Source organism: Pseudomonas sp. BCA17, from assembly GCF_004519405.1.
Classification (GTDB): domain Bacteria; phylum Pseudomonadota; class Gammaproteobacteria; order Pseudomonadales; family Pseudomonadaceae; genus Aquipseudomonas.
Genome location: NZ_SGWI01000001.1, coordinates 1,379,143 through 1,395,951 on the forward strand (window position 1 = coordinate 1,379,143; position 16,809 = coordinate 1,395,951).

The window sequence follows — 16,809 nt, forward strand, 5'->3', positions numbered from 1 at the left end:
TAAAAGCAAAATGCCATGTCATTGATTAAACTGGGCAAGCAAGATGCGGGCCGTTGATGCCGAGCGCGTAAACAGGCGCTTGCACACCGGAGACGCAACGGCGTGCGCCCAAAAATGGGGCAAAAGCACTCAGCGTTGCGTGCACGCCTGTAACCCGTAGAGACGAACCTTGGAATTATTATGTTTTCAGCAAAGGATCTGCCCATGCAACGCATCATCATCCTCGGCAATGCTGGCAGCGGTAAGTCAACCCTGGCCCGTGAATTGGGCAAGCGCCTGGCAGCACCGGTGGTCCACCTGGACAAGTTGTTCTGGGAACCGAACTGGGTTGAGGTCGATAACGAAATCTTCCGCAAGCGGATCCGGCAAGCGATTGCCTCGGACAGATGGATCTGTGAAGGTAATTACGCACGGCGCAGCTTCGATCTGCGACTGCCGCGAGCCAACCTGATCATCTGGCTCGACACTCCGCGCACCACGTGCCTACGGCGCGTGCTGGTGCGCAGCCTGCTGGATCGACCGCGTACAGACAAACCGTCAGGATGCAAGGAAAAGCTCGACAGAGAGTTTCTGAGTTTCCTGAGTTACTGCTGGAACTATGACCGCGTGAGCCGCCCAGGCATTGAGGCCGCACGCTTGACAGTCGCGCCGCAGGTGCCGGTGATTCATCTACGCAATGCGCGGGAGGTAGCTGAGTTTTTGATAGGATTGCCCACCCCATCAATGCCCGCTCAATCTGTCTAGGTGCCTGGGCCAGCGCCATTGCCGAAAACCGCCCCCACCCGAAGCTGGAATTCGCTGGTCAGCAGTTGGGATGGCTTTGACCGCGAGGCCGGCCTACAGGCAATTCGGTCAGAACAAACCAGCGAGCGGCTATCTGCAATTATCGTACGGCTCAATGACTGGGTGCCCCAAGTTCGCGAGGCAGCGAAAATCGCATTCGGTGACTATTTGACGCCCAAGTATGCAACTTGGCTGATTGCTCAGCTTCCCGCACTTCTCGCGCTCGAAATGCGCAAGCGCGAAAACAATCGCGTCACACTCGACAATCTCCAGGCACTGCTGGCAACACCGGAATGCCTGCCACTGTGCGCCCCTGCCTTACCTACCAGCCGCGGCCAGTGCGCTCGCTTGCTATTTCGGGTTCTTGCTCAATCAATGACGGACGATGAACGGGAGCCGTTCCTGATAATGAGCTTGCATCACCCCGACTTCAGCGTACGCCGAGCGGCCCTTGGTGGGGCCATGGAACTGCCACAAGACGCCGCTCAACGGGCTGTCGCATTCGGGCTCGCCAGCAACAGCGCCATTCTCAGAAGGCTCTCGTTCCTAGAAGCGGTCCGGATACCATCGGGCCGTACCCGGTTGATCGAAGATTTTTTAACAGACCCATCACCTGCAAACAGGTCGACAGCGTTATGGGCCGCAAAAAAATATGGTGTCGACCCCCTGCATGTCCTGCAGACGCGACTGCGTGGCAAAACACCCGATACGAAAGCGCAATGGCTGGGCATCCTTGGACTGGCAAAGGACTTGAACATGCCGGTCCCTGAAGACTGGTTGGCTGCGGCATTGGAGCAAAAGAGCGGCGCCGTTCGCTCACTGGTGCTGAACATCGAAGGCGGCGACCGACCTGCGCGTTTAATTTGCGCGATCGCAGATCCTTCCAAGAGCGTATTTGAGACAGGGGTCACAGGCTTGCGGTCTCACCCCTGGAGCGTCATAGCATCGGCTTTTACCCTTCAACTTGAAGTCCTTTGGGCCAGCTTGACCTCTGATAGACGCCTGGCGCTGCTTGGATTGATGCCTAAATGGACTCAAGCTGGATTTCTTCTTCAGCAGCTTCAAAGCACGCCGGCTGAGCCGTCTTCACTTGAGCCGATTCGCCTCTGGGCCGACGCCCAGGTCTATGCGATTACGGACCGCGATACACCGAAAAACGAGCGCGACCCGATCATTGAACGACTGACGGCACTTGAGGCGGGCGGGGCATTCCCAGCCGGTACCATTTCCAGACTCACATAGAGCATGACGCCTATACAGCGCCCCCCGATGCTCCGCTTACCATTGAAAGAAAACGACAGGCAGACACCGGGACGGGGTGGGTACAACGAGTGACGACGGCCTATCTGGCGAGCATGTACTGACTGAAATTATTGATGTGATCATCCAGATTATCCTCAAGCATCATCCGATACTGATCACAGAAATACTTCAGCATGGCCTCCCGCGCTTGGGCCATTTCTGCGCCGGACTTGAAGTTGCGTGCGCAGGCCCAGGCGTTGAAACGCGTCGTGCCGAACATCATCGAGGCACTGACCTCGCCGAGGTTTTCACAGGTCTTGAGCTGCTCGTTCGACAATTCGATGTGTGCGTCGGCACGGTCGTAGAAGGCTTGGTCAGTGGTTTCGGCCATGGCGCGGGGTCCTGGGTGAGCGGATGAAGGGTGGTATTGGAGCATATTCGACGTCGCCAGCGAGCTTTCAAGCCAGCAAATCAGCAATCCACTTAGCCTCTCGGGCCACTTCCTGCACCTTCTCCTGCGGCACCGTTTGCCGCGCCTGCTCGAAGCCGGCCAACGTCTTGTGCTTCTGGCGCAGCAGGCGTTGCCACTTGGCCAGGAACACCGTGCTGCGTGCCTGCATCTGCAAGGGGCCGAAGTAGAGTTGTTCGGCGCTGTAGGTCACGGGTCCGGCGCGTTCGGCGACGATGATTTCGTAGTAGAAACGGTTCTCCTGCAGCAGCTCTTCGCGCAGGATCGAGTAGCCGTTGTCCATCAACCACTGGCGCAACGGTTGCTCGCCACCGTTGGGCTGCAGGATCAGGCGTTCGCGGCCGCTCAGCTGCGCCTTGCCATCGTCGAGGATGTCGCGAATGGTTTCGCCCCCCATGCCGCACAGGCTGATCGCGCTGATCTCGTCCCCCGGCTCGATCGCCGCCAGACCGTCGGCCAGGCGCACGCTGATGTGGTGCTCCAGGCCATTGTCGCGCACGGTGCGTCGGGCCGCGTGGAAGGGCGTGGTCGCCACCTCCCCCGCTACCGCGGCCGCGATCACGCCGCGGCGCATCAATGCGACCGGCAGGTAGGCGTGGTCGGAGCCGATATCGGCCAGGCGCGCACCGGCCGGCACGTTAGCGGCCACGCGCTCCAGGCGCATGGACAGAGTGTGTTCGTTCAACAGTTGTTCCTTTTCATTCCCCGGAAAACCGATCCCGGCTATTGGTCAAATGCAACACCATGGCGGCCCGCGCCGCGTCCGGGTCCTGACGCTGGATCGCGTTGAGGATCGCCTCATGTTCACGGTTCGCCAACTGCCCCAGCCTGGCAAAATCCGCCCCGCCGCGTTCGGCATCCTTGACCTGGGTGCGTGGGATCATCGCATTGCCCAGGTGCAGCATGATCTCGGTGAAAAACGTGTTGCCGGTGGCCTCGGCGATCAGTTGGTGGAAGCGTTTATCCTCTTCCACGCAACTGTCGTTATTGGCCAGTGAGGCCTGGTAGTCATCCAGCGCCTGGCGCATGTGGGCCAGTTGCTCATCCGACCTGCGCAACGCCGCCAGCGCCACGGCCTGCACCTCCAGGCCCAGCCGCAATTCCAGCATGTTGCGCACGCTGGCGACCGTATCCACATGCAGGCGCAAGCCTTGCTGAGCGCGCGGCTCCAGCACGAAGGTGCCGATACCGTGACGCGTCTCCACCAAGCCCGAGGCCTGCAACTTGGAAATGGCTTCGCGTACCACGGTACGGCTGACGCCGTGCTCCAGCACGATGGTGGATTCGGACGGCAGTTTTTCACCGGGCTTGAGTTGCCCGAGCAGGATACGTTGGGTCAGTGCATCGACCACGCCTTGGGCCAGGTTGTTGGAGCGTCTACGGACAAGGGTTCCGTTTTCAATGGGCATCGCTGCGGGTCCACAGGGTTGGGCTGGGGGGAGCTTAACACCCTGCATTCAAGCCTACGCTGCCTGATTTCCAAGACACCCAACTTGTATGACAACTAAACAGAAAACCTCTCAGCTCGATCGCCCAGCATCATTTGAAAATGTCACCTAGGTTGAGTCTCAACCATGCCAAAAAAACTAAAAACCCAATAAAATAAGGCAAATAACCGTAACAACTGTTCTGATGGCGGCCTTATAAGCACAAAAACATCACTCACCTGATTGCGAAGCCAGGAAAACCACTTGTATGATGTCTATCAACAAGACACACAAACCCGCATAAAAATAAATCAGGGGGAGTTCTCGAGTCATGGACACTTCAAACCAGGTATCCGCCGCTGCAGACAATGATTCGGTGCTCAGCCGCACCGTGAGCAAAGTGAAGAGCCATGTGCTCCCACTGTTCGTGATCATGTTCATCCTCAACTACATTGACCGGGTCAATATCGGCTTCGTGCGTACGCACATGGAGCATGACCTGGGCATCGGCGCCGCCGCTTATGGGCTGGGTGCCGGGCTGTTCTTCATCGGCTACGCCCTCTTCGAAGTGCCCTCCAACATGCTGCTACAGAAGGTCGGCGCGCGGATCTGGCTGACCCGCATCATGTTCACCTGGGGCATCGTCGCCACGCTGATGGCGTTCATCCAGAACGAAACCCAGTTCTATATCCTGCGCTTTCTACTGGGCGTGGCCGAAGCGGGCTTTTTCCCAGGGGTGATCTACTACTTCACCCGCTGGTTGCCGGGCGTGGAGCGCGGTAAAGCGATCGCAATCTTTCTCAGCGGTTCGGCTGTGGCGTCACTGATTTCCGGGCCGCTGTCGGGCGCACTGTTGCAGATCGAAGGGTTCGGTTTTCACGGCTGGCAATGGATGTTCGCCATTGAAGGCCTGGCCTCGGTGGCGCTGGGGTTCTTCGTGTGGTTCTGGCTCGACTCCAAACCCCACGACGCTAAATGGTTGACCCGCGAAGAGCAGGACGCGCTGGTGGGCGCCATCGACCAGGAGCAGCGCGACCGTGAAGCGCTGAGCACGGTCAAACCAACCCTCGGCAAGCTGCTCAAGGACCGCCAGATTTTGTTGTTCTGCATCTTGTATTTCTGCATCCAACTGACGATTTACGCCGCCACCTTCTGGCTGCCAAGCATCATCAAGAAGATGGGTGATTTGAGCGACGTGCAGGTCGGGTTTTTCAACTCCATCCCGTGGCTGATCTCGATCATCGCCATGTACGCCTTCGCCGCGCTATCAGGCAAATTCAAGTTCCAGCAGGCCTGGGTTGCCGCTGCCCTGTTGATTGCCGCTGCAGGCATGTTCATGTCCACCACCGGCGGGCCGGTCTTTGCCTTTGTGGCGATCTGTTTTGCGGCCATCGGTTTCAAGTCGGCCTCTTCGCTCTTTTGGCCCATCCCCCAGGGCTATCTGGATGTGCGCATCGCCGCTGCCGTGATCGCCCTGATCAACTCCATCGGCAACCTGGGCGGCTTTGTGGCACCGACCACGTTTGGCTTCCTGGAGCAAACCACCGGCTCGATCCAGGGCGGCCTCTATGGACTGGCCGGCACCTCGGTGCTGGCGGCGATCCTGGTGTTCTTCGCCAAGACATCGCCCTCCGCCGCGTTGACCTCGCCGAGCGTTACGCCAACCGCCACCGTCATCAGCAAACCTCTTTGAGCTTACTCAGGACATCACCATGACTACCCCTGTCGTCACCCACTTCCAAGTCATCCCCGTGGCCGGCCATGACAGCATGCTGCTGAACCTGAGCGGCGCCCACGGGCCATTTTTTACCCGCAATATCGTGATTCTCAAGGACAGCAGCGGCCATACCGGCGTCGGTGAAGTGCCCGGCGGCGAACGCATCCGCGAAACCCTGGAGGACGCACGCAGCCTGGTGGTCGGCCAGCCCATCGGCCAGTACCAGCGCATTCTCAACCAGATGCGCAGCACCTTTGCGTCACGGGACGCTGCGGGTCGTGGGCTGCAGACCTTCGACCTGCGCATCACCATCCATGCCGTTACCGCCATGGAAGCCGCCCTGCTCGACCTGCTGGGTCAATTCCTCGAAGTGCCGGTGGCCGCCCTGCTCGGCGAAGGCCAGCAGCGCGACGCGGTAAAAATGCTCGGCTACCTGTTCTATATAGGCGACCGCACAACCACCAACCTGGCCTATCGCAACGAGGCGCACGCGACGGATGAGTGGTTTCGCTTGCGCCATGAAACGGCCCTGACCAGCGAGGCGGTGGTGCGCCTGGCTGAAGCCGCCAAAGCCAAATACGGCTTCAACGACTTCAAGCTCAAGGGTGGCGTGTTGAGCGGCGATGCGGAAATCGAAGCGGTCACCGCCCTGGCCGAACGCTTCCCGGACGCGCGTATCACACTCGACCCGAACGGTGCCTGGTCACTCAAGGAAGCCATCCGCCTGTGCCGTGACCAGCACCACGTACTCGCCTACGCCGAGGACCCCTGCGGCGCGGAAAACGGTTATTCAGGCCGCGAAGTCATGGCTGAATTCCGCCGTGCCACGGGCCTCAAGACCGCCACCAATATGATCGCCACCGACTGGCGCGAAATGGGTCATGCGATCCAGTTGCACTCCGTCGATATTCCCCTCGCCGATCCGCATTTCTGGACAATGCAAGGTTCGGTTCGCGTAGCGCAGATGTGCAACGACTGGGGCCTGACCTGGGGTTCGCACTCCAACAACCACTTCGATATTTCCCTGGCGATGTTTACCCAGGTGGCGGCGGCGGCACCAGGCGAGATTACCGCCATCGACACCCACTGGATCTGGCAGGACGGCCAGCGCTTGACGCGGGAACCGCTGACAATCGAAGGCGGCTACGTCAAGGTGCCGGCCAAGCCGGGCCTGGGGGTCGAGATCGACATGGACGCGGTGGCCAAGGCCCACGAACTCTACAAAGGCATGGGCTTGGGTGCGCGGGATGACAGCGTAGCGATGCAGTTCCTGATTCCAGGCTGGCGTTTCAATAACAAACAGCCGTGCTTGGTGCGTTAGATCCTTCGCGTGATGCAGCCAAGGCCAGCTTCACCCGCTCCTTGCGCTGCATTTCATCCTTGGCAACCTCGGGCGCCGGCTCCCCTCGCGTTTGGCGCGACATGGAGCTGGTGGCTTGATATTTCAGGGCTTGAAGGCTCTCAACATCTTGAATAGATGGCCCGGCCAGATCCAGCGTTGGGCGGGTTGATCGCGGGTATCTGCGAGCGCATCCAAAATCGTGCGATGAGCGGCGTCAGTGGCAGGTGCCCCCAGCGGTGGATGCTGCGGCGTTTTTTCGCCAGGGGAATCGGACGGCCTGCTCAATTTGCCGGTGGCCGAGTCAATCACATAGCCGGAGGCCTTGCCATATTCGGTGAGGCTCCAGACGCCATTGGTGACTGTGGCGACCGACTTGTCGGGCGGCAGCCGTATGGCCTTGTTCGTGGTACGAACAGCGTAGTCCTCGAAGTTGATTTTTTTGAAGGCAGCGAACTCGCTGCCGAGTGGCGGTTGATCATCGCCTTCATCGGAGAATTTGTTCACCATTCGTTCCAGGAACGGTATGCCTCCGATGTTGGTGAACGCGCCATGGTCCGGATGCAGGATATAGCGCAAAAAACCTTGATCGATACGGGTGCTGTTGATGGCCGAACCGTTCAGGATGCGCGAGGCGATTTGCGCCTCTTCTTTCTTGAAATCGAACGTGACCCGATAGCCGTCTGCGTCATAGCCATTATTGCCGCCCCTCAACTGACTGCCGTCGCTGTAATAGCGATAGGTACTGAGTATCGAGGCCAAGTAGGTGACATAAGTCAGATCCGCACCTTCCGCATGGGCATATGCGTACATGTCCGCGATCAGGCTTCGATCATCGAGATTCAAGAATTCGGCGGGATTCATATAGCTGTTGTCCCGCGTGGCAGGTGGTTTGGCAACCGGTGGTTCACTGCCATGAAACAGGCGATCAATCATGAAATCGCGCCCGTTAAAAGATGTCGACTTCGGGCTGGAAGCAGACGCTGACAAATTTGATTGCACCTCTTCCCATGCTGCGCGTCGCTCATTGATGGTGAACGAACCGCCCTCATCACGGACAATCAACTCAAGTTGATCACGCGCAAGACCTTTAAAGGGGTTGTTGTCGGCTCCGTTGACGAAGCCGGTCGCTTGGCGGGCCCGCGCCAGGAGTTCCGGTTCGTTGGTAGAGGGCACCTCGGCGTCATGTACTGTTTTACTGGCGTAGTAGCTTTCGCCAGTAATCAGGTCGAGAAAATCGGTGCTCTTCTGGTCGGTACGTGTTGCGGCTTCGCTCAATTGACGAGCAAGGGCCGAGACGGTGCTGGTAGAGGCAAAACGACGGGTAAAAGTAGAAGAGTCCGCTTGATCCTCATCACGCAAAACAGCGGATGGAGTGGCTGTACCAACAACATCACTTGCCACGCGACTGCCAGGCATCAAGGCATAGGGATTGATCGTGTTCATGGGCATGCACCCCGCACATTTTTTAGATAAAACACTGTAAGTTCCAATATAGATAGCAACCTCCAGCCAAATCAGCCGAAAGCGCTTGCGCTTTAATCAATACCTATATCGGAATGTCACCGAGTCGACACCCGCCGGACGATTCAGCGGAGGCGTGCCACCTAAAACAGAATGTTTGATTTTGACTCGAGAACCATTACCGAAAGCTTGATCATTAAAAGTTGACAGCGTTCCGGATGAGTTGGGGTATATCCGCTCGCAATTCTCTTGGGAACTATAGGGACGGGAATAGCATAGGTGCACATCCTCTTGTGTACTTTGAGGATAGTAGGTTGTTTTCCACTGAATCTCTAACAACTGCTTAGGGTCAATAAGCGTTCCGGCGGGTATATCAGCGGAAATAATATAAAACACCGAGAATCCCGTAGCCGGATCAATAGTCGAGTTGGATAACACGAGTACGGAGCCGGGCGTCATGGTTTTAGATATAGACCATTCAGACGCAAAAGTATCTTCACTGGCCGATACTGTTAAAACACCCAGCAAAATAAATAGGGATTTATGCGCACTCACACAACGCCACCAAACAACTGAGCTTTTCATAATCATCACCATAGCGTCAAAAGTTAGTACCTAAGGCTCCAATCAATCACGCTGTATGAATCACGCCTTTACCATTGCACGATTTATTAACCCAAGTAACCCCAGCACTTCCTAAAAACACGAAGTCCCTATCTGTAATACTTTAAAGTAGGACGTCGTCGGCAACTTCCTAGTCCCGTACACCCTCTACTCAATTTGCCGATTTCAAGTCATGATGTGCCCCCCATTTCAAGGACGATAAAACAATGAAAGCTCGCCTTACCTCCCTGTTACTGGCGCTGTTGCCTGGTGTGGCCTGCGCGCTCCCCGCCTTGAAAGACACTACGCTCTACACCGATACCGCCCACAACTGCCAAGACGTCGATCTCGCCACCTGGCAGCATCCGGCCCGTGCGCTGCTGGAGAAAAACAATTTCCAGCTTGAACGCATCCAGCTTTGCAACGCTGGGCACTACCCGGTTTTCCATGTGCAGGCGCCCTACGACCCGCGCGGTCAGACCAAGGATTTTTACCTGCCACTGTACGAACGGATGCGCAAAGCCAACGGCAAATGGCCGTTCGCCCTGGTGGACAACAGCGATGCGGTGGTGGTGTACGTGAGCTACCCGAAAGACGACGGGATTTCGCTGAATTACGAGGGTTTCGAAACGCAGTAATCACTCGCCTCGAGCCCGCGGGCCTGCTGGAACGTGCAGAGCGAACCGGGCGCCTCGCGGCGCCGGGCATTACAACGCGATCAGAACGGCTTGGTCGGCAGATACTTGCCATCCAGGGTGATCACGGCGCGGGAGCCGCCGTCCGGATCATCGACCTTTTTAACGTCCAGCTTGAAGTTGATGGCACTGATGATGCCGTCGCCAAACTTCTCGTGAACCAGCGCCTTGAGCGTGGTGCCGTAGACCTGAATCATCTCGTAGAAGCGGTAAATGGTCGGGTCGGTGGGGATGCCATTGCCGATGCTGCCGCGCAGAGGAATCGTTTGCAGCAGGGCGACCGCGTCCGCATCGAGCCCCAGCTTATCGGCAACCACTTGAGCCGCGTCGGCCGGCAGTGCGTGCTGGCCAAGCAACGCGGCGGTAACGAAGGCTTCATGCAGGCCGGTGCCTTCGGCAATCCGGGCGAACGACAGGTCTTTGCGGGCCTTTGCCAACAGGATCACGTCGGTCAGGGCAAGGCGAGTGTTCTGGCTGATTTGCGATTGGATCATGAGTTTATCTCCGTGGGTGAACATCTGGGATCAGTGCGAAACGGCGCGCACGCTCGGATTGTCGGCAAGGGCGACGAACGTGCCGGTACGGCTGTCGAAGGCTTGGATGCATCCGCTTTCGATGTCGTAGACCCAGCCATGCAGCGTCACACGCTGCTGTTCGAGGGCGAGGCGTACCGAAGGGTGCGTTTGAATATTGGCCAACTGCGCGATCACGTTTTCACGAACCATGGAAGCGACTTTGGCCGGCTGATCGACATGCTGGCGGGCCTCGTTGACGACCCGGCCGGAATCGGCGTAACGCAACCAGCCGGCCACGGCGGGCATGTGGTCCAGGCATTTGCAGGTGGCGATGGCGGTCATGGCGCCGCAGTCGGAATGCCCGCAGATCACGATGTCGCTGACTTGCAGGGCGGCAACAGCGTACTCCACCGAAGCCGACACGCCACCGGGTTCCGGGCCGTAGGACGGCACGATATTGCCGGCGTTACGGATCACGAACAGGTCGCCCGGCTCACGCTGCGTGACCAACTCAGGCACCAGGCGGCTGTCGGAGCAGGAGATGAACAGCGCTCGCGGGCTCTGTTGGTTGGCCAGGTCTTTGAACAGGCCGGCACGCTCGGGAAAGGCGTTGCGTTGAAACTTCAGGAAACCGTCGATGATGTCTTGCACAGGTGACTCCATGGGTTCGCGATGCGATGGAGCGAAGGTTACGCAGCCCTTTAAATAAGGTAAAAGTCTCAAATATTATTCAAGCCATCAGATAATCTTATGAACACGAACATGCTGGCCCGACACATCCAGTACTTTTTGGCCGTTGCGCAACACCAAGGCTTTACCAAAGCCGCCGCGGCCTTGCACGTCTCGCAGCCGGCACTGTCGCAGCAGGTAAGGCAGTTGGAGGAAAGCCTCGGCACACAACTATTCGATCGCTCGGGTCGCAAGACGCGTCTGACCGATGCAGGTGAGGTTTACCTGCGCTATGCGCTACGTGCCGCGCAGGAACTGCAGGAAGGCCAGCGTGCGATTCATGACGTAGGGGATTTGAGCCGGGGGACGCTGCGAATTGCGGTAACGCCCACCTTCACCACTTACCTTGTCGGACCGCTGCTGGAAGCCTTCCATCGTCGCTATCCGAACATCACCTTGAGCCTGCATGAGGTCGCCCAAGAAGCGATGGAAAGTCAGCTGCTGGTCGATGAATTGGATGTGGGAATCGCGTTTGATGAGGTGCACGCGCAGGACATCGAGGCCTGCCCCCTGCTGGTTGAAACCCTCGCACTGGTGGTCGGTGATCAACATCCACTGGCCGGGGAACGGGCTATCGGCCTGGAAGCGCTGAATGCCGAATCACTGATTTTATTGAGTAAGGCGTTCGCTACCCGCGAGCAAATCGACCGTTACTTCAACCAGCACGGCATCCGTCCGCGTGTTGTGATGGAGGCCAATGTGATTGGAGCGCTGATTGAGGGCGTGCGCAGGACCACGCTGTCGACGCTGTTACCGGCCGCTATTGCACGGGCGCATCCAGGATTGGTGGCGATTGAGCTGGGGCCACAACGGCTGCAACGCACCGCCGTGTTGATGCAACGTAAGGGGGTTTATCAGTCAGCGGCGGCGCGGGTGTTCAGGGAGGTCGCCAAGGAAATCGCATCAACTCTGGACGCGGGCAGGTGAGCACTCATGATGCGTCGAGCCGCCGCGCCCATTGTTAGTTCGCCGCGCTCAAACCTGGACAATCCGGTAAGCACACCGTCGGGCACCTAGCTGGATGTGTTCCACACGCTCGACCTTCGCCAGCAATACCTGTTCGAAAACCTGCAGTTCCGCTCGGCAGAACCCCTGGCATGCACTGGCCGCTGCACAGATCGGGCAGTGGTTCTCCACCAGTATCAAGGCGCCGTCCGGTTGTTCGCTGCATTGGGCCATGTAGCCTTCGCGCGTGCGCAACTGCGCCAGCCGCTCGACCCGTGCTTTCAAGCCCTTCAGGCCTTCCATCTCACGCTCATACAGGGCTTGGGTCTGACGTTCGCGCACGTCGATCAAGCGGTCGATGGCCTCTTCGCCAAACGTCTCGCGCACCGTCTGCAACAGTTGCACGGTCAGTTCCGAATGAGTGTCGGGAAAACGCGCATGCCCCGCTGCCGTCAGGTGCCAGACCTGGGTCGGGCGCCCTACCCCGCGCGCCTCTGACTGCGCCTCTACCAGGCCGCCAGCCGCCAACTTCACCAGTTGCTGACGCGCCGCTTCACCGGTCGTGCCCAGAAACTCGCCGGCATCACTGGCCAGTTGCGGCCCACGCGTCTTGAGCAGGTGCAGCAAACGATCCGCCGGTGACCCCGACGAATATTCCAAGTCATTTCTTGACAAAATAAATAGCCTCAACGCAATATTCAAAGCAGTTACTTGGTAAATTAACCCAAGCCCGAAAGCAGCACAAGGAAGCGTCGATGCACACCCACGACAGCAGTTGGGGCGAGTTGCTCCGCGGCAAGAATGCCGCTCGTTCCATCGCCCTCTCCGGCGGCATAGCGCTCTATGCCACCAACACATACATCGCCACCACTATCCTGCCGTCCGTGGTCGCTGAGATCGGCGGGTTGGCGCTCTATGCGTGGAGCACCACGCTGTACGTCGTGGCTTCGATCCTCGGTTCCGCACTCACCTCCAAGCTGTTGCAACGCACCGGCCCACGGCTGGCCTATACCGTCGCCACGCTGATCTTCATGGGCGGCGTGTTGATCTGCGCGCTGGCGCCAAGCATGCCGGTGATGCTCGCGGGTCGCCTGATCCAGGGGCTGGGCGGCGGGATGCTGCTGGCGCTGTGTTATTCGATGATCCAACGGGTGTTCGAAGAGCGCCTGTGGCCACGGGCAATGGCGCTGGTGTCGGGCATGTGGGGCGTCGCCACGCTGGTAGGCCCGGCCGTGGGGGGCGTGTTCGCCGAAATGGACGCCTGGCGTTACGCCTTCGGCGCGATGGTGCCGGTAAGCCTTGCCTACATCGTACTGACCCGCCATGCCCTGCCGGCACACGACACCACCGCGGGCAGCACCAGCCGCTTGCCCGTAGCGCAATTGGTGCTGTTGGCCGCTGCCGTACTGGCGGTGTGTGCCGGCAGTGTCTCGTCGCTGCCAAGTTGGAACGTGCTGGGCATCGCGGCCTGCGCCGTGCTGGTGTTCCTGCTGATCCGGCACGAGTCCAGCGCTTCGATCCGCCTGCTGCCCAGGGACGCGTTGAAGTTCAGCACTCCGCTTTGCGCGCTCTATGCGACTACCTGCCTGCTGGTGATCGGTATGAGCAGCGAGATTTTCATGCCGTACTTTCTGCAGCACCTGCACGGCCAGTCGCCGCTGATCGCCGGTTACATGGCCGCGCTGATGGCCGCCGGCTGGACCGTCTCGGAAATCCTCAGCTCCGGTTGGAGCGGCCGTGGCGCGCAGCGCGCCATTCTCGCCGGGCCGCTGTTTATCGTGGGTGGACTGGTGCTGCTGGCAATCACTACGCCCATGGCCAGCCTGGGTGAATGGGCAAGGCTGGCACCCATCTGCGCGGGGATGTTCCTGGTAGGTTTCGGCATTGGCCTGGGCTGGCCGCACCTGCTGACACGCATTCTGCAAGTGGCGTCGGAGCAGGATAAAGACACGGCCGCTGCGTCGATTACCACCCTGCAACTGTTCGCCATGGCAATGGGCGCCGCGCTGGCGGGCGTGATCTCCAACGTGGCGGGCATCAATGACGCGACCGGCAATGCAGGCATCGCCAATGCGGCGCAATGGTTGTTCGCGTTGTTTACCCTGGCACCGGCCTTGGCTTGGGTAATGGCACGGCGCGCAACACGTGCGAAGGCCGACGCCGGCGAGTTAACGGCGTCTTGAGGATGGGTTCCCGTATTGCATCGCCGTGGATGATACTGGGCCGGACCACCCCCTGATGTGTCCCCTATCAGCTTCGGTCGAGCGCTTCGAGTGATCATGGAAAGAGCCGAACACACTGCCTTTGCCTACCAGACCGTGTACCGCTACCTCGTCGAGTTGATCGAGGCGGCCCCTGTGCACACCGAGCAGAAACTGCCATCGCTGCGCCAATTGGCGCAGCGCCTGGGGGTGTCGGTGTCGACGACCAAGTATGCTTATGCGCTGCTTGAAGATGAGGGGCGGGTCGAGGCCAGGCCCAAGTTCGGTTACTTCATCAAGGCGCTCCCCGGCGGCACATTGGACCCGGCCCCATCTAACCTGCTCGACCGGGTATTCGCCAACGCGCGGCAACCTGGAGTGCTGGCATTGAGTAGTGATGCACCGGCCATGCTGCTGTCTCTCGAGAACCCGCTGCGGATGATGGAGCGCGAGTTGGCGCGGCAGTATCCACGCTCGCTTGCGCCCCTGTACCTGCCGTTCGGCGAACCCGAATTGCGCGCCGCCCTGGCCGAACGCTACACCCACTCCTGCGACCGCTACTGGCAGGCCGATGAGGTGTATATCGGCGCGGACCTGCACAGTGTGCTGGCCATCTCTCTCAATGCCCTGGAGCTGGCAGGTACAGTGGCGTTGGTAGAGTCGCCTTGTTCATGGGCGGTTTTGCGTCAACTGGAAGCGGCGAAGGTGCGTGTGATCGAGTTACACCTCGACGCCCACGGGCGTTTCGACCTGGCGGCACTCAGTGGGTTGCTCCAGCAGGAGCCGGTTCGGTTGGCGGTATTTTCGTCGACCGTGAATATTCCCCAAGGCGGCCTGATGCCGGCGCAGGACAAGCAGCAGATCTGTCGCTGGCTGGCGGAGCGGGACATCTGGCTGTTCGAGAATGACACCTACGGCGAGTTGTGCTTCGCGCCACACCCTGCGCGCTATCGCGACTTTGCCGACCCGCGCAGGCTGTTGGTGTTTTCGACCTTCGACAAAGTAATCGGCTCCGAAGCGCCCTATGGGTATGTGCTGTGCCGCGAGCAAGGGCCGGCGCTACAGCGGTTGTTTCTGGAGCGTGGGTTTCGCCTCTCGCCGACTCGTCAGAGAGCCATCGCCAAGCTGTTCACTTCCAAGCGCATTGACGCCCATTTAAAAGCACTTCGCGCACAGCTTTGCGCGCGGATGAACCAACTCAAAGCCCTGCTGGATGCCCACGACGTGTGGCACCTTCAGGTCCCCCAAGGCGGCGCGAGTTTCTGGCTGCAAGCCAAGCGGCCGGTGGATATGCACTCGGTGTTCACACGCTTGCTGGCCCAGCGCGTCGTCATCGCCCCCGGTGAACTGTTCAGCCAGCAAGGTGCCTGGCAGCAGCACCTGCGCCTGAGCTATACCCTCGACTGGAACAAGGATATCGCCCAGGCCGTACAACAACTGGCCGAGGCGATCCGTCAAAGCCCGTAGCAGTGACGCGCTTCAGGGAAGCGGCCATGGCGTACGTCGTCGGCAAAACGCGCGCAGGCATCGCGTATCACTTCACCGACGTCGGCGTACTGTTTGACGAAGCGCGGCAGGTGGTCGCCCCCCAGGCCCAACACATCTTCGGTGACCAGGACCTGGCCGTCGCACGCCGGTGACGCGCCAATGCCGATAGTGGGCACTCTTGAATCCAGGGTGATCTGCCGCGCCACCCCCTCGGCCACGCCCTCCAATAGCAGACTGAACGCGCCCGCTTCCAGGTTGGCGCGGGCATCCCCGGCAATCACCGCAGCGGTTTCAGCCGTGAGGCCCTGGGCCTTGAAGCCACCCATCACGTTAACGAACTGCGGCATCAGCCCCACGTGCGCCATCACCGGAATACCTCGCGCCACGAGAAACTCGACCGTCCCCGCCAGCGCCTGATTAGCCTCCAGCTTGACCGCATCGCAACCGGTGCGTGCCAGCACCTGGGCACAATTGCGGAAGGCTTGCTCGAAGGACTCCTGATAGCTGCCGAAGGGCATGTCGGCGATCACGCAGGCCAGGTGCGTGCTGTCGACCACGGCACGGGTATGGCCGATGATTTCTTCCAGTTGCATGCTCAAGGTGGACGGGCGGCCATAGCCGACCATCGCCGTGGAATCGCCGACCAGAATGAAGTCAACCAAGGGGTCGATGAGCCTGGCAATCGCGCTGGAATACGCGGTCAGTGAGACGATCTTCTGCTGGCCCTTCATCGCCACCAGTTGCGGGACGGTCATGCGTTTTGTGCGGGTGTGGATGCTCATCAGGGTCGCCCTTCGCGTTGGATACCCGACCCGATTATTGGCAAAAAGACCGGTGGTTCAATGCACAGTTCGGCGCTGAAAAGCGACCCAGATCATGAACAGTGCCAGTCAGCCAAGGCTTTTTGTAGGAGCAAGCTTGCTCCTACAGACGGTACTTACGCTTAACTGACTGGCATTACCCAGATCACGAGCGCTTTTTTTAACTGATATCATCCGGATCTGCACAACCAGGTAAAAGATATGAATCGCCAAAAGAAACTCCAGCAACTCTTCAAGGCCAAGGCCAAAAAGGCCAGCGCCAAGTTGGCGCCGAAAAGCAAAGACAAATACATCAGCAAAGCCGACCGCGCGAAGATGGCGGCTGAAACCGGCCAAGCCTCGGAAACCACCGCCGATACGCCTTGCTGAAT

Annotated in this window: 18 protein-coding genes; 9 read left to right on the forward strand and 9 right to left on the reverse strand. The window is 59.2% G+C overall.

The features are described from left to right. Nucleotides 1-204 precede the first annotated feature (204 nt). Nucleotides 205-744 (forward strand): AAA family ATPase, encoded by a 540-nt coding sequence (locus EXW71_RS06365; RefSeq protein WP_134656787.1) that lies wholly within the window; start codon nucleotides 205-207, stop codon nucleotides 742-744. Between the two features lie 18 nt (nucleotides 745-762). Beyond that, nucleotides 763-2,025, forward strand: coding sequence for a hypothetical protein (locus tag EXW71_RS06370; protein WP_134656788.1), 1,263 nt, complete (start codon nucleotides 763-765; stop codon nucleotides 2,023-2,025). A 100-nt stretch (nucleotides 2,026-2,125) separates the two neighbouring features. Here EXW71_RS06370 and EXW71_RS06375 read toward each other — a convergent pair whose 3' ends face one another. From EXW71_RS06375 to EXW71_RS06385, 3 genes are all read right to left on the reverse strand, one after another. Continuing rightward, on the reverse strand, nucleotides 2,126-2,416 hold the full coding sequence (locus EXW71_RS06375) for a DUF3144 domain-containing protein (protein ID WP_134656789.1): 291 nt from the start codon (nucleotides 2,414-2,416) through the stop codon (nucleotides 2,126-2,128). 67 nt (nucleotides 2,417-2,483) lie between these two features. After that, entirely contained in the window at nucleotides 2,484-3,179 is a 696-nt protein-coding gene (locus EXW71_RS06380) for a tRNA (adenine(22)-N(1))-methyltransferase TrmK (RefSeq protein WP_134656790.1), read from the reverse strand. A 13-nt stretch (nucleotides 3,180-3,192) separates the two neighbouring features. After that, a complete protein-coding gene (locus EXW71_RS06385) occupies nucleotides 3,193-3,903 on the reverse strand; it encodes a FadR/GntR family transcriptional regulator (RefSeq protein WP_134656791.1) in 711 nt (236 codons plus the stop codon). A 349-nt stretch (nucleotides 3,904-4,252) separates the two neighbouring features. Here EXW71_RS06385 and EXW71_RS06390 point away from each other — a divergent pair, with 349 nt between their 5' ends. Next, on the forward strand, nucleotides 4,253-5,614 hold the full coding sequence (locus tag EXW71_RS06390; protein ID WP_134656792.1) for an MFS transporter: 1,362 nt from the start codon (nucleotides 4,253-4,255) through the stop codon (nucleotides 5,612-5,614). 19 nt (nucleotides 5,615-5,633) lie between these two features. Then, the gene (gene gudD, locus EXW71_RS06395) at nucleotides 5,634-6,959 is read left to right on the forward strand and encodes a glucarate dehydratase (RefSeq protein ID WP_123717637.1); all 1,326 of its coding nucleotides are present in this window, start codon (nucleotides 5,634-5,636) and stop codon (nucleotides 6,957-6,959) included. 123 nt (nucleotides 6,960-7,082) lie between these two features. Here the strand turns inward: gudD and EXW71_RS06400 are convergent, their stop codons facing one another. Both EXW71_RS06400 and EXW71_RS06405 read right to left on the reverse strand, forming a co-directional pair. Further along, complete coding sequence (locus EXW71_RS06400) at nucleotides 7,083-8,423, reverse strand: hypothetical protein (protein ID WP_134656793.1); 1,341 nt, start codon at nucleotides 8,421-8,423, stop codon at nucleotides 7,083-7,085. Between the two features lie 96 nt (nucleotides 8,424-8,519). Continuing rightward, on the reverse strand, nucleotides 8,520-9,026 hold the full coding sequence (locus EXW71_RS06405) for a hypothetical protein (protein WP_134656794.1): 507 nt from the start codon (nucleotides 9,024-9,026) through the stop codon (nucleotides 8,520-8,522). A gap of 245 nt (nucleotides 9,027-9,271) precedes the next feature. Here EXW71_RS06405 and EXW71_RS06410 point away from each other — a divergent pair, with 245 nt between their 5' ends. Beyond that, nucleotides 9,272-9,682 carry a hypothetical protein gene (locus tag EXW71_RS06410; RefSeq protein ID WP_134656795.1) on the forward strand — a complete coding sequence of 137 codons (411 nt, stop codon included), beginning with the start codon at nucleotides 9,272-9,274 and terminating at the stop codon, nucleotides 9,680-9,682. An 80-nt stretch (nucleotides 9,683-9,762) separates the two neighbouring features. On the opposite strand, the gene cynS is transcribed toward EXW71_RS06410, so the two are convergent. Continuing rightward, complete coding sequence (gene cynS / locus EXW71_RS06415; protein ID WP_134656796.1) at nucleotides 9,763-10,233, reverse strand: cyanase; 471 nt, start codon at nucleotides 10,231-10,233, stop codon at nucleotides 9,763-9,765. Nucleotides 10,234-10,263: 30 nt separating this feature from the next. Next, complete coding sequence (locus EXW71_RS06420; RefSeq protein ID WP_134656797.1) at nucleotides 10,264-10,905, reverse strand: carbonic anhydrase; 642 nt, start codon at nucleotides 10,903-10,905, stop codon at nucleotides 10,264-10,266. Between the two features lie 111 nt (nucleotides 10,906-11,016). On the opposite strand from EXW71_RS06420, the gene cynR reads away from it, so the two are divergent. Further along, nucleotides 11,017-11,910 (forward strand): transcriptional regulator CynR, encoded by an 894-nt coding sequence (gene cynR, locus EXW71_RS06425; protein WP_134657864.1) that lies wholly within the window; start codon nucleotides 11,017-11,019, stop codon nucleotides 11,908-11,910. Nucleotides 11,911-11,958: 48 nt separating this feature from the next. Here the strand turns inward: cynR and EXW71_RS06430 are convergent, their stop codons facing one another. Continuing rightward, nucleotides 11,959-12,588: a metalloregulator ArsR/SmtB family transcription factor gene (locus EXW71_RS06430; protein ID WP_218569368.1), complete on the reverse strand. Its 630-nt coding sequence runs from the start codon at nucleotides 12,586-12,588 to the stop codon at nucleotides 11,959-11,961. Nucleotides 12,589-12,683: 95 nt separating this feature from the next. Between EXW71_RS06430 and EXW71_RS06435 the strand changes: the two genes are divergently transcribed. Together EXW71_RS06435 and EXW71_RS06440 are read left to right on the forward strand one after the other, a co-directional pair. Further along, complete coding sequence (locus EXW71_RS06435; RefSeq protein WP_134656798.1) at nucleotides 12,684-14,111, forward strand: MFS transporter; 1,428 nt, start codon at nucleotides 12,684-12,686, stop codon at nucleotides 14,109-14,111. A gap of 96 nt (nucleotides 14,112-14,207) precedes the next feature. After that, nucleotides 14,208-15,596 (forward strand): PLP-dependent aminotransferase family protein, encoded by a 1,389-nt coding sequence (locus EXW71_RS06440; protein WP_134656799.1) that lies wholly within the window; start codon nucleotides 14,208-14,210, stop codon nucleotides 15,594-15,596. Here the strand turns inward: EXW71_RS06440 and panB are convergent. Then, nucleotides 15,584-16,399 carry a 3-methyl-2-oxobutanoate hydroxymethyltransferase gene (gene panB / locus EXW71_RS06445; RefSeq protein ID WP_134656800.1) on the reverse strand — a complete coding sequence of 272 codons (816 nt, stop codon included), beginning with the start codon at nucleotides 16,397-16,399 and terminating at the stop codon, nucleotides 15,584-15,586. The two genes, EXW71_RS06440 and panB, sit on opposite strands and share 13 nt — an antisense overlap. 240 nt (nucleotides 16,400-16,639) lie before the next feature. Here panB and EXW71_RS06450 point away from each other — a divergent pair, with 240 nt between their 5' ends. Next, entirely contained in the window at nucleotides 16,640-16,807 is a 168-nt protein-coding gene (locus EXW71_RS06450) for a DUF2986 domain-containing protein (RefSeq protein ID WP_134656801.1), read from the forward strand. Nucleotides 16,808-16,809 lie beyond the last annotated feature (2 nt).